Raw genomic sequence first — 13,364 nt, forward strand, 5'->3', positions numbered from 1 at the left:
GGATCAAACTCTCCATAAAAGAGAATTGATTGCTCAATTCGTACTGGCATCATTTAAGATGTCTATCAGATCGATTAAGATCTGTTGTGTTTGTTCCACCGGCAGAACCGGTTTCCCAAACGATATTTCGTTGACATTTTGCTGTTCAGTTTTCAAGGTTCATAGTGTTTCGCTTTGTTTTAACAACTCTTACATCATAACACGGTGTAATCGTCGTGTCAACAACTTCACTTAAATTCTTTTTTTCTCGCTGCAACTCACTTGAATACTTTCTGTAAGAGCAACGTGTTCTATAATACCATGCCTAGTTCAATAGTGCAACCCTCATTTCATACTTTTTGAGATTAAACACCATTAAACCAATCAAAGCCTTCCATTTCAACGTTTCAACTGAAATAAAAGGCTTTGCATAAACCTATTCTTCTTCTATTAAGTTAGTTTACAACCTTCTCAATCGCAATCGAGCGGTTAGTAGTTAAGTCTACTAATTCTTCTCTTCGCTGCAATTTCACGTTCGGCCGTAAAGGGCTATTATGATTTACTGAAACAACTTCTCCTGCATCCCCATTCGTTAGAAGGACTTTATCACCGATACTAGGCGTTCCAATCACTTCATATAAAGCATCCAGTATCCTTGAATCGAACTTTCCAAAGTCCTCCTCTTTCATCATTTCTGCGACTCTATAAGGAGATTCTTTTGCGCGATACACGCGTTCGCATGTCATTGCATGGAAAACGTCAGCAACGGCAATTATTTGAGAGAGCTGTGAAATCTTTTCGGCCTGATCTCCACGAGGATATCCGCTTCCATCCAACCTCTCATGATGCTGTAACACGGCCAGTTTCATTTCTTGCCGCAACAAAGGAGAGTCCTGCATCAATTGGTAGCTGAATATAGGATGTTTTTTTACTTCAGCAAATTCATCCTTTGTTAAAAAGGCAGCCTTTTCTAAGAGAGCTGGATTCACCTTGGCCATCCCGCAGTCCGTGAGTGTTCCTGCAAGCCCTAATTGAAGAGTCGTTCCTTTGGGGTAATCCAGTTCAGTTGCGAGTGCTGCGGTCAATATTCCGACTGATACGGCATGATGGTAGAGATACTCTTTTCGATTCGAGTATTCATTCAACATGACGAGCATCTTTTTATGTTCCATATACGTTTCGAGCAACGGCATAATAAGTAAACGCACTTTAGCAATATCCAGCTTCACACCTGATCTCCATGATGTGAATTCTCTTTTATAATCATTCACGGCTTTTTTATACATCTTATGCAAATCTGAAGATCGACTAATTTTGTTTTCGAGCAATTCATCTATGTCGCTTGAAATCGTATCCGTCTTTCCGATTTCACGCGGCTCAGTCTGAACTCGATTCACAATTCGTTCTTCTACTTTCACTCTCTTAATATTAAATAGATCAAGCACTTCCAAATGCTCAATTTCAAGTGTTGTTCCTTTTCGTACGATGGGAAATGCCGTATTTGCGTAAATGTCCTCAACAATAACTGTACCTGGTCGAAGTTCACTTAAGTATTTGTAGTTTTCCAATTTTAGTCACCGCATTCCTTTGCCAGATGATTGTTCTCTCCACATCATACTCTATTCTACCCATCAAAAAAATACCGGTTTGGAATTTTCTCCAAACCGGTATTAAATGAATTACTCTTCGGATTCAGTTTCTGATGGTTTCTCTTCAATCTCAGCTGTATGCTCTTCAGTTTCAGAGTCAGTGGATTGGCCTTCTTCCGCCATGTTTTCTTCGTCTTCATCTATTTCTTCTAATATCTCTTTTTCAACCTTTGCAACGGTCGCGACGAATTCTTCATCCCCTAATCGGATCAGCCTTACACCTTGTGTGCTTCGGCCGATGATGGAAATGTCGTGAATATCCATGCGGATCAAAATACCATGCAGTGTAATCAACATGAGATCTTCTGTACCATCTACAGACTTCATTGCAACCATCTTACCGTTTCGTTCCGTAATATTAAGTGTCTTCAAACCGAAGCCGCCACGTGACTGCAAGCGATACTCTGCAACAGGGGTCCGTTTACCGAATCCGTTTTCTGTCACTACGAGAATTTCATCATCTTCTTTGACGATATCCATGCCGACAACATGGTCACCTTCACGCAGACGAATTCCGATGACACCACTTGCTGTACGGCTCAATGGACGGATCGACTCTTCCTTGAACTGAATGAGCATACCCTCTTTAGTACCAATGGCAATCGTTTCGCTGCCATCCGTCAACTTCACGTTAATGAGCTCATCTTCTTCACGAAGACGCAAGGCGATCAAGCCATTAGAGCGGATGTTTGCAAATGCCATGACAGACGTTCGTTTGACGAGACCTTCGCGCGTTGTAAAGAACAAGTATTGGTCCTCTTCGAACTTTTCGATCGGGATCATGGTTGTCACTTTTTCATCTTTCTCAACGTCCAACAGATTCACTAATGGCAAGCCTTTAGCTGTTCTGCTAAACTCTGGAACTTCGTAACCTTTTTTCCGGAATACTCGACCTTTGCTCGTAAAGAACAAGATCGTGTCGTGAGTGGATGTATTTAACAAGTGCTCCACGAAATCATCATCATTTGTACCCATTCCTTGAATTCCACGTCCGCCACGGCGCTGACTGCGGTATGTGCTCGCTGGCAAACGTTTCACATATCCATGATGCGTAAGCGTTAAAACAGAGTTCTCTTCAGGTATCAGGTCTTCATCTTCCAGCATGTCCGTACCGCCAAGCGTGATTTCTGTACGGCGTTTGTCTGAAAAACGATGCTTGACTTCAAGAAGTTCTTCTTTAATAATCTCTACCACTTTGAGTTCATCAGCTAAAATGGCACGCAATTCATTGATAAGCAGTACCAATTGCTGATACTCTTCCTCAATTTTGTCGCGTTCCAGTCCTGTCAGCCGTTGCAGACGCATATCCAAAATAGCTTGAGCTTGACGATCTGATAGGCTGTAGCGTTCCATTAGTCCGCTTTTAGCTTCATCTGCAGTTTTGGAACCACGGATGAGGGCAATAATTTCATCAATGTGATCGAGTGCGATTCTTAAGCCCTCTAGAATGTGGGCGCGATCTTCTGCTTTCTTCAATTCATATTGTGTCCTCCGACGGATCACAACTTTTTGATGCTCTAAGTAATGATATAAGATCTCTTTCAATGCAAGGACTTTTGGTTGTCCGTCAACAAGTGCAAGCATATTAATACCGAAGCTGGATTGAAGCGCTGTTTGCTTATATAAGTTGTTCAACAATACGTGGGCATTTGCATCTCTGCGTACTTCAATGACAATACGCATACCTGTACGGTCGGATTCGTCCGCAAGGTGGGTGATTCCTTCAATTTTCTTTTCTCGTACGAGTTCAGCAATCTTCTCGATCAATCGAGCCTTGTTCACCTGATAAGGCAATTCATGGACGATAATGGTTTCTTTCCCATTGGATGCCTGTTCGATTTCAACTCTACCACGTACTAACAAAGAGCCGCGACCTGTTTCATAAGCTCTACGGATTCCGCTGCGGCCTAAAATTATCCCGCCTGTAGGGAAGTCAGGACCTGGAATGATTTCCATCAGTTCTTCTGTCGTGATTGCAGGGTTTTCTGCAAGCGCGAGAACACCATCAATGGTTTCGCCTAAATGGTGGGGAGGAATATTTGTTGCCATACCTACCGCGATTCCAGATGTACCGTTGACAAGAAGGTTCGGAAAACGGCTTGGCAAAACAATTGGTTCTCTTTCCTGACCATCATAATTATCTTTGTAGTCGATCGTGTCTTTGTTGATATCACGTAATAGTTCCATCGCAATTCTGGACATACGGGACTCTGTATAACGCATCGCTGCTGCTGCGTCTCCATCCACAGAACCGAAGTTCCCGTGGCCATCGACAAGCATATAGCGATAGTTGAAATCTTGTGCCATCCGTACCATCGTATCGTAAACAGCTGTATCACCGTGTGGGTGATACTTACCAATAACGTCACCGACTATACGTGCCGACTTTTTATGTGCTTTATCTGCAGTATTACCGAGGTCCTGCATTGCATATAAAATACGGCGGTGAACTGGTTTCAGTCCATCGCGCACATCGGGCAGTGCCCGAGAGACGATAACACTCATTGCATAGTCAAGGAATGACGTCTCCATCTCTTTACTGATACTGATTTCTTGCACACCGCGTTTTGGCAGATCTGCCATGTTGTCATACTCCTTTCAGCCTGACCCTCATTTATGAAAAACAAGAGCGGCTCTCCATAACAGTCAAACTGCTTGGCGATCAAGCATCTAGATTCTTCACGTAAATCGCATTATCTTCAATGAATTTTCGTCTTGGAGCTACTTCGTCTCCCATGAGCCGGTTGAAAATCGCATCCGCTTCGATTGCATTCTCAAGATGTACTTGAAGCAATGTACGCTGATCCGGATTCATCGTCGTTTCCCATAGTTGCGTCGCATCCATTTCACCAAGACCTTTATATCGGGTAATGGTCGGTTTAGGTGTTGATGATAAGCGGTTCATAATTTCTTGGAGCGCTTCTTCATCATAGCAATATTCTTCGTTCTTACCTTGTTTGACCCGGTAAAGTGGTGGCTGTGCAATATAGACATAACCTGCCTCGATCAACGGACGCATGAAACGGAAGAAGAAGGTTAGCAGCAGCGTACGGATATGGGCACCGTCAACGTCCGCGTCGGTCATGATCACAATCTTGTGATACCTGGCCTTTTCCAAGTTGAACTCTTCTCCGATTCCTGTACCGAGTGCAGTGATCATCATCCGAATTTCTTCGTTGCTTAAAATTCTATCTAGACGAGCTTTTTCCACGTTCAGGATTTTACCGCGCAACGGCAGAATTGCTTGGAAGTGACGATCCCGTCCTCCTTTTGCAGACCCTCCCGCAGAGTCACCTTCTACAATGTACAATTCACTGATCGCTGGATTACGCGATGAGCAATCGGCAAGTTTACCTGGCAAACTCGAAACTTCCAATGCAGACTTCCTGCGAGTGAACTCACGTGCATTTTTCGCAGCAAGACGGGCACGAGCCGCCATCAAGCTTTTGTCGATCACCTTTCGAGCAACTTGTGGGTTTTCGAGCATGAAGCGCTGGAATCCTTCGGAGAACAGTGAATTCACAATTGTACTCACTTCAGAATTTCCAAGTTTCGTCTTCGTCTGTCCTTCAAACTGTGGATCTGGGTGTTTAACGGAGACGATTGCTGTCAAACCTTCACGTACATCATCACCCGTCAGGTTTTGATCCGCTTCACGCAACAATCCATTTTTACGGGCATAGTCGTTAATCACGCGAGTCAAAGCAGTCTTAAAACCAGACTCATGTGTCCCGCCTTCGTACGTATTAATATTATTTGCAAATGAGAGCAGGTTATCAGCATAACCGCTATTATGCTGCATCGCGATTTCCACTGAAATTCCGTCCTTTTCTCCTTCGATGAAGATGGGCTCTGGATAAATCGGCTCTTTGTTTTCGTTCAAGTGCTCGACATATGATTTGATGCCGCCTTCATAGAAATACGTATCTTTACGTGCTTCTTCGCCGCGTTCATCAGTAATTGTAATTCGAAGACCGCGATTCAAGTACGCAAGCTCTTGAAGGCGATGTGCTAAAATACCGTATTCGTAAACAGTCGTTTCCGTAAAGATTTCAGGATCGGCTTTGAAGCGGATCGTAGTACCTGTCTCATCAGACACACCCACTTCTTTCAATTCCTGAACCACTTTACCTTGACTGAACATAATCGAATACAGCTTGTCATTAAGTTTAACAAACACTTCAGTCTCTACGGACAAGGCATTCACAACAGACGCTCCAACACCATGTAATCCACCTGACACTTTATATCCGCCACCGCCGAATTTACCTCCAGCGTGCAGCACAGTCATAATGACTTCTACTGCGGGACGTCCAGTGGAAGCTTGTATACCTACAGGGATACCTCGACCATTGTCATCGACGCGAATCCAATCCCCTTTTTCAATCGTAACTTCTATGTGGTCACAATAACCTGCCAATGCTTCATCGATACTATTATCAACAATTTCCCAGACCAAATGGTGAAGGCCTTTACCGCTCGTTGTCCCGATATACATACCGGGTCGTTTACGAACTGCTTCTAACCCTTCCAGCACTTGAATCTGATTGGCATCATATACGTTTTGCAACTCTTTTTCTTCCATGGCCAAACTGTTCACCTCTCCTTTTTCGAACACGCCGGCATCCCGGTCTTGTTTTTCCGGTACCTATCCATCAAAAGGTCCTACACGTCTTCACGTCTTGACACTGTCCCATCTTCCACCTCATAGATGGCAGCTTGACGAATGGTTTCGTGTTCGATTCCTGCAACGGTTGTAGTTGTAACGAACGTTTGCACTTGCCCTTGAATCGTATTCAGCAGATGGGACTGACGATAATCGTCCAACTCACTTAACACATCATCGAGCAGTAAAATAGGTGCTTCTCCAACCTCTTGACGGACCAACTCAATTTCAGCAAGCTTTAACGACAAGGCTGTCGTACGCTGTTGACCTTGGGAGCCATAGGTTTGTATATCATAACCATTCACCATAAATGTTAAATCATCACGATGTGGTCCGATTAAAGTGATCCCTCGATCCAGTTCGCGTGTTTTGACTTCCGCAAGTTTGTTCATCAAGATCTTTTTCATCTCGTCATCGGATTGTTCGGATGACAACTCTTTGAGTGTGCTATAAGAAACATCCAAGTTCTCTAGCCCGCGAGAAATACCATGATGAATCGGACCTGCCCACTTTTGCAATAGCTCCAAAAAGTAGTATCGTTTTTTTATAATTTGCACCGCTTTATCAACAAATTGTTCGGTATAGACGTCAAACATGACATCTTCGAATTGTCGTTTTCCACGGTTATCTTTTAGAATCGCATTCCGCTGTTTCAAGAGTTTTTGATAATGCAGCAAATCATGCAGATAAACCGGCGAAATTTGACCAATCTCCATATCGAGGAAACGCCTCCTTACTTGAGGGCTTCCTTTTACGAGATTAAGATCTTCAGGCGCAAACATGACAACGTTTACCTGCCCGATGTACAAACTCAGCCGGTTTTGCTCAATATGATTCACACGAGCCTTTTTCCCTTTTTTGGAAATGATGAGCTCAATGGGAAGATGTCCATACTTTCGTTCCACATCACCTTCTATTTTACCATACTCCTGGCCCCAGCGGATAAGTTCTCGATCATTTGACGTTCGATGCGATTTTGCCATAGCTAACACATAAATTGCTTCCATGACATTGGTCTTTCCTTGTGCGTTTTCGCCAATGAAAACGTTAATGTGCGGAGAAAATGATAAATCGAGGGAGGCGTAATTTCTGTAGTCAGTTAACGCGAGGCGGTCAATGTACATCCCGAGTTCCATATGGATCAGCGATCAACTTATACTTACCAGCACCCGGCACCATAACAAGATCTCCATCATACAGTTTTCGACCTCTTCGCTGCTCCTCTTCACCGTTCACGTAAATTACGTTCTCACTGAGAAACCATTTTGCCATTCCTCCTGAGCTGATGACATTTGCCATTTTCAAGAGTTGTCCGAGTGTTACATATTCCGTATTGAAGTGTATTTCTTCCATCTGCATTCAATCCCTCACAAAGTTAGTTTGTATTTCTATTTTACCGGATTTTTAACTATAAGTAAAAAGGATAGCCGCTTTACGGCCATCCTTTTTTGTTCAATATGTGCGAACGGGCAAAATGAGTTGGAGAATAGAATCGTTGTCTGTTGCTTTTAGGATGAATGGTCGCATTGTCCCGGTGAAATGGACTTCGATATTTTGTCCATCGATCGCTTTCAAAGCATCCATCATATATTTTGCGCTAAACGAGATTTTCAACTCTTCGCCTGTCACTTCTTGTGCCTCAATCAATTCCTCAACCTTTCCAACTTCCGGTGAGTTCGAAGATACTTCGAGTGTGTTGCCGCCTTCGGCAGAAAAACGAACGATATTGTTGCGGTCTTCACGAGCTAGTAACGATGCGCGGTCAATTGCCTGCAAAAGCTGTTTTCCGTTCACAGTCACCGATGTTTTGTATTCAGAAGGAATCAGACGTGATGTATCTGGATAATTGCCCTCTAATAATCTTGAATAGAATAAAACATTACGGGTTTTAAACAATACTTGTTGATCTGCGAAAATGATTTCCACTGGTTCTAGTGTATCCGGGAGAATCTTGTTCAGCTCTTGCAAACTCTTGCCGGGAATGACAATGCTGAATGGTTGTTCCGGTACTTGTTCCGGTCTCGTTTTCCGACTAGCTAGACGATGACTATCTGTAGCGACACACACGAGTTCCCCATCTTTTAACTCCCAATGTACGCCTGTAAGTATAGGGCGTGTTTCGTGTTGGGATACCGCAAATACGGTTTCACGAATGACTGACTTGATGAGATCAGATGGTAAAGACATCCGGTGTTCATCAGAGACTTCAGGCAGTACCGGATATTCGTATGGATCGGAACCAATGAGATGGAATTCCGATTTTCCAGAACGGATATGCGTGTGCATGCCTTCGGTCACTTCAATCACAACTTCATTAGTTGGAAGCTTGCGTACGATTTCACTGAAGAACTTTGCTTGAAGAACAATCATTCCGCTCTCCATCACTTGGATGATCTGTTCACCATCTTGTTCTACTGGTATCGATGTGCAGATTGTAATATCCGAATCACTGCCGGTCATCTGCAATCCTTTTTCATTCACTTCGATTTTGATACCCGTCAGAATCGGGATCGTCACTTTTTGACTAATGGCTTTCATGACATCGCTCAAACCTTCGAGCAATTTGTCTCTCATGATTTCAAATTTCATAGGAACCCCTCGCTTATATAATGAATTAAAGTACTTAAAAGAATAGTAGTAATAGTAGTAGGGGCTGTGGATATGTGGAAAAGCCTCCTGAAATAATACCAAGTAAGGTTTTCCACATGTGCATAACTTGTGTGTGAACGTGCATTAGTTATTCTAGGATATCCACAGTCTCGTTAACTTCTTCCTAGCGCAGCCCGAATATCTTGAATGTCTTGTTGGAGAGATTTATCCTCTTTGAGCATTTTAGAAATCTTCTCATGTGCATGGATGACTGTTGAGTGATCACGTCCCCCAAACTCCGATCCGATCTTAGGTAAAGAAGCATCCGTCAGTTCACGGGAAAGGTACATCGCAACTTGACGTGGAAATGCAATGGCGCGAGTCCGTTTTTTAGCTGAGAAATCCTCCAAACGAATACTAAAGTGTTCCCCTACTGTTTTTTGAATATCAACAATCGTTACCATCCTCGGTCGCGCATTCGGAATAATATCCTTCAACGCTTCTGCAGCAAGATCCGGTGTGATATCCATATTGACGAGTGAAGAATAGGCAACAACGCGAATTAGCGCACCTTCAAGCTCACGGATATTCGTGTAAATTTGATTGGCGATGTATAGCATCACTTCATTTGGGATATCAATAAGACCGTCCGCTTTCGCCTTTTTACGCAGAATTGCAATTCGAGTTTCTAAATCAGGCGGTGCAATATCAGTGATCAAGCCCCACTCAAAGCGTGATCTGAGCCGGTCTTCCAGTGTAGGGATCTCTTTTGGCGGCCGATCACTGGAGATGACAATCTGTTTGGACTCTTCATGCAGCGTATTAAAGGTATGGAAAAATTCTTCTTGTGTTTGTTCTTTTCCAGCAAGAAATTGAATATCATCAATAAGCAGCACATCTACGCTTCGGTATTGATCACGGAACTCTCCCGCTTTGTTGTCACGAATCGAGTTGATAAATTCATTTGTAAACTTTTCACTCGACAGGTAAACGACTTTAAGCGAAGGGTTTTGTTCCAATACATAGTGTCCGATTGCATGCATGAGGTGAGTTTTCCCAAGTCCTACGCCTCCATAGATAAACAACGGATTGTAAGACTTGGCAGGCGCTTCTGCAACTGCCAGTGATGCAGCATGTGCAAAGCGATTGCCTGATCCGATGACAAATGTATCGAATGTATATTTAGGATTCAGCATCGCAGCAGTCGTAGCCACAGGTGATTTCTCGACCTTTTTTACGACTGGTTTTGGCACAGCAAAGTCTTTCTCAGCCATGTCTTCAGGAACTACAAATTGAATCAACCGGTCTTCACCAGTCAACTCAGATAGAATTCCCGTTATTAGATGTACGTAATGACTCTCCAGCCATTCTTTTGAAAATGAATTTGGAACTGCGATTGTTACATTTTCAGATCCGTACGATAAAAGTTTTGTCGATTTCAGCCACGTTTCAAAACTGGGCCGGGAGATTTTTTCTTCTACTTTCGACAGAACTTCCTGCCAAAGGTTTTCTAAATGCTCCACAAGTGAACCTCCTTTTTGCCGAACTAAACCCGGAAGTATGTATTATACACAGTTTCCACGCTTGTGGGTAACTATTATTAAAAGTTGTTGAAAAAATTATCCACAACTTATTAACAATTGTGGATAAGAGTGAATGTATGAAATTATATACACAGCAAAATCTTTCTCATTGTATCAGCATTTCTCTTTCATCGCAAGGGATTGCTCGAGTTATACACATCAACCGCAAATGTGGACAGGAACGTTATCCACAAGGAGGTATATGTGAAAAAGCTGTCGACAAATGCGGATTTTTGAAAAAGTCAAAAAGACAAAGATGCACAGAACAAAAATGCGTTCCGTTCAAAAGTTGTGGATAACCGGAATCGATGAAATTTACATAAGTAGAATCGGATCTCTTTAGAAGAAGTCAAGCCCCGCTGAAAAACCGTTTGACAATGACTCAGCAGACAGCTATACTTGTCAAGACTGTTATATGTAACATGTAATTGAGTCAGTAAAGCAGGAGGTGTCTTCTAATATGAAACGTACATTCCAACCAAATACACGTAAACGCGCAAAAGTCCACGGCTTCCGTGCACGCATGAGCTCGAAAAACGGACGCAGAGTCCTTGCAGCCCGTCGCAGAAAAGGAAGAAAAGTTCTTTCAGCGTAAGCCACTGACACATTCAGTGGTTTTTTTTTATGCCATAGTTACAGTATTACTACAACCACCCGAGTGAAGCAGGTGCCAAATGAAAAAGAAACAACGTATTAAAAAGAACGAAGAATTTCAGCGAGTATTTAAACAAGGAAAATCATTTGCCAATCGACAATTTGTCGTATACGTATGTAAAGCAGAAAACCAGCAAGAGTTTAGAATCGGACTTTCAGTTGGCAAAAAGATCGGAAATGCCGTGATGCGCAATCGGATCAAGCGGTGTATAAGGCAAGCATTTTTAGAAATGAAAGAAGATCTCCGACAGGATCAGGATTACGTCATTATCGCCAGACATCCGGCGGCCACTTTAGATTTCCATGAAACAAAAAAGAGTTTACAGCACGTGTTGAAGATTGCACGTGTCTTAAAGAAGAAGTAGAACTGAAATCGGCGTTCGTGATACACTGACACTATGTATGACTAGAAAAAGAATGAAGGTTTGGGGGAACTATATTGAAGAAAAAAGCAGGATTGCTGTTCATGCTAACAGCGATGTCCGTTTTTTTAGCGGGCTGTTCAGATTTCAATCAGCCGATAACGGCTTCGAGCGAAGGATTCTGGAGTAAATATATTGTATGGCCACTTGTTTCTTTAATTGAAACGTTTAAAGAATTGCTTGGGACATACGGGCTCGGGATTATCGCAGTCACAATTATCATTCGTCTCATTTTATTGCCACTCACACTGAAACAAACTCAAAGTTCAAAACAAATGCAAGCAATTCAGCCGAAACTGCAAGCATTAAAAGAGAAGTACAAGTCCAAGGATGCAGTGACACAGCAGAAATATCGCGAAGAAATGCAAGCTGTCATGTCGGAAAACAAAGTCAATCCTGTAGCAGGATGTCTCCCTGTACTTGTTCAAATGCCGATATTAATCGGCTTCTATCATGCGATCAGCCGTATGAATGCCACACCTGAGATTCCATTAGGTAAATTCCTCGTCTTTGACTTAGCTGCACCAAGTATTGCGTTGGCTGTTTTTGCCGGAATCATGCAATTCATCGTCCTGCGTACTGGGCCAGCAATGGATAACCCTCAGATGAAGATCATGATGTATATCATGCCGTTTTTCATCATGATATTCGGATCATTTTTACCTGCAGCACTCGCGTTATATTGGGTAGTCGGTAATATATTCTCGATTGTACAAAACTTCTTCATCTACAAACCTTTTAAGAAAAAAGAGGTCGTGGTGGAACAGCCTAAAGGTAAAGGGGGAACGAAACGGAAATGAGTGAGATCAGACAGACTGGCAAGACCGTTGAAGACGCAATTGCCTCTGCATTAGAGAAATTGAATACTTTGCGGGAGCAAGTCGATGTCCAAGTGATCACTGAAGGAAAGAAAGGTTTTCTTGGCTTCGGCGCAGTACCTGCTGAAGTTTTAGTTAGACGTATTCCTGAAGAACCGATTTTAAGTACTTCATCTTCCTCGGATTCAAAAGAAGAGGTTGATGAGGAACTTGCAAAAGAATCGGCATCCGTTCAAGTTTCTGAAAGTGAAGTCATCGTAGAACAGACTGAAAAAAAAGATGCTACAGGAGAAACAGAGGCAACAGATATGTTTGCACCAACCGTGACAGATGATGAAATCATTGCAGAAACTAGTGCATATATCTGTCAGATTGCGAAAGACATGGGTGTAGAAGATCTGCGAATCAGTAGTGAAAAACATGGAAAAATCCTTCACTTCCAATTGGAAAGTGAAAAAGCAGCATATTTAATCGGTAAAAGAGGGAGTACACTGAATGCGTTGCAGCAATTAGCGCAATTAGTGGCGAACAAAGGCACGGGAACTTACAAAGTGGTTCGTGTAGATGTTGGAGATTACCGGGTTCGTCGTGAACAGGCGCTTGAGCAGCTTGCAGAACGAATGGCCGACAAAGCCGTTCGCAGTGGGCGTAAAGTTCAGCTGGAACCGATGCCTTCAAACGAGCGGAAGGTTTTGCATCATGCATTGGCAGACCGACTTGACATTGAAACGTACTCTGAAGGTAAAGATCCACGTCGTTACTTAGTGATCGAACCGATTGTGTGAAAAAGGGCTGAAAAGCCCTTTTTTTTATATCTTCTATAACTGAAGATGACTGAAATGCATAAAAAACCTCTACAACCATTCCCTGATTTCATGAAAAATCCCCCATACCACATGCTCATAACTCGATTAGTTGTAACGTGATTAGTGACATAAAAACTCCAGTTTCCATGTACCATTTTATAAGGAGAAAGCGACATTTTTAAACAATTCCGTTTTACG

At 42.8% G+C, this 13,364-nt stretch carries 11 protein-coding genes; 4 read left to right on the forward strand and 7 right to left on the reverse strand.

Going from position 1 to position 13,364, the window contains the following annotated elements; translation table 11 throughout:
* Positions 1-434: 434 nt before the first annotated feature.
* The 7 genes from H9659_RS14475 to dnaA all read right to left on the reverse strand — a co-directional run bounded on the left by H9659_RS14475 (position 435) and on the right by dnaA (position 10,406).
* Complete coding sequence (locus H9659_RS14475) at positions 435-1,547, reverse strand: HD-GYP domain-containing protein (protein ID WP_191691883.1); 1,113 nt, start codon at positions 1,545-1,547, stop codon at positions 435-437.
* A gap of 111 nt (positions 1,548-1,658) precedes the next feature.
* Complete coding sequence (gene gyrA, locus H9659_RS14480; protein ID WP_191691885.1) at positions 1,659-4,211, reverse strand: DNA gyrase subunit A; 2,553 nt, start codon at positions 4,209-4,211, stop codon at positions 1,659-1,661.
* A 79-nt stretch (positions 4,212-4,290) separates the two neighbouring features.
* Positions 4,291-6,213, reverse strand: a complete 1,923-nt coding sequence (gyrB, locus tag H9659_RS14485) for a DNA topoisomerase (ATP-hydrolyzing) subunit B (protein WP_191691973.1) — start codon at positions 6,211-6,213, stop codon at positions 4,291-4,293.
* A gap of 80 nt (positions 6,214-6,293) precedes the next feature.
* Complete coding sequence (recF, locus tag H9659_RS14490; protein WP_191691887.1) at positions 6,294-7,418, reverse strand: DNA replication/repair protein RecF; 1,125 nt, start codon at positions 7,416-7,418, stop codon at positions 6,294-6,296.
* Positions 7,408-7,647, reverse strand: coding sequence for a S4 domain-containing protein YaaA (yaaA, locus tag H9659_RS14495; RefSeq protein WP_191691889.1), 240 nt, complete (start codon positions 7,645-7,647; stop codon positions 7,408-7,410). Before yaaA ends, recF begins: the two co-directional genes overlap by 11 nt.
* 99 nt (positions 7,648-7,746) lie before the next feature.
* Positions 7,747-8,883: a DNA polymerase III subunit beta gene (dnaN, locus tag H9659_RS14500; RefSeq protein WP_191691891.1), complete on the reverse strand. Its 1,137-nt coding sequence runs from the start codon at positions 8,881-8,883 to the stop codon at positions 7,747-7,749.
* A 173-nt stretch (positions 8,884-9,056) separates the two neighbouring features.
* Positions 9,057-10,406: a chromosomal replication initiator protein DnaA gene (gene dnaA, locus H9659_RS14505; protein ID WP_191691896.1), complete on the reverse strand. Its 1,350-nt coding sequence runs from the start codon at positions 10,404-10,406 to the stop codon at positions 9,057-9,059.
* 520 nt (positions 10,407-10,926) lie between these two features.
* On the opposite strand from dnaA, the gene rpmH reads away from it, so the two are divergent.
* From rpmH to jag, 4 genes are all read left to right on the forward strand, one after another.
* A complete protein-coding gene (rpmH, locus tag H9659_RS14510; RefSeq protein WP_025784280.1) occupies positions 10,927-11,061 on the forward strand; it encodes a 50S ribosomal protein L34 in 135 nt (44 codons plus the stop codon).
* A 79-nt stretch (positions 11,062-11,140) separates the two neighbouring features.
* Positions 11,141-11,485, forward strand: a complete 345-nt coding sequence (gene rnpA / locus H9659_RS14515) for a ribonuclease P protein component (RefSeq protein WP_191691899.1) — start codon at positions 11,141-11,143, stop codon at positions 11,483-11,485.
* Positions 11,486-11,559: 74 nt separating this feature from the next.
* A complete protein-coding gene (gene yidC / locus H9659_RS14520) occupies positions 11,560-12,342 on the forward strand; it encodes a membrane protein insertase YidC (RefSeq protein WP_191691900.1) in 783 nt (260 codons plus the stop codon).
* Positions 12,339-13,145, forward strand: a complete 807-nt coding sequence (gene jag / locus H9659_RS14525) for an RNA-binding cell elongation regulator Jag/EloR (protein ID WP_191691901.1) — start codon at positions 12,339-12,341, stop codon at positions 13,143-13,145. Before yidC ends, jag begins: the two co-directional genes overlap by 4 nt.
* The last annotated feature ends 219 nt before the right edge of the window (positions 13,146-13,364 follow it).

The organism is Sporosarcina gallistercoris (assembly GCF_014836415.1).
GTDB classification, from domain to species: Bacteria; Bacillota; Bacilli; order Bacillales_A; family Planococcaceae; genus Sporosarcina; species Sporosarcina gallistercoris.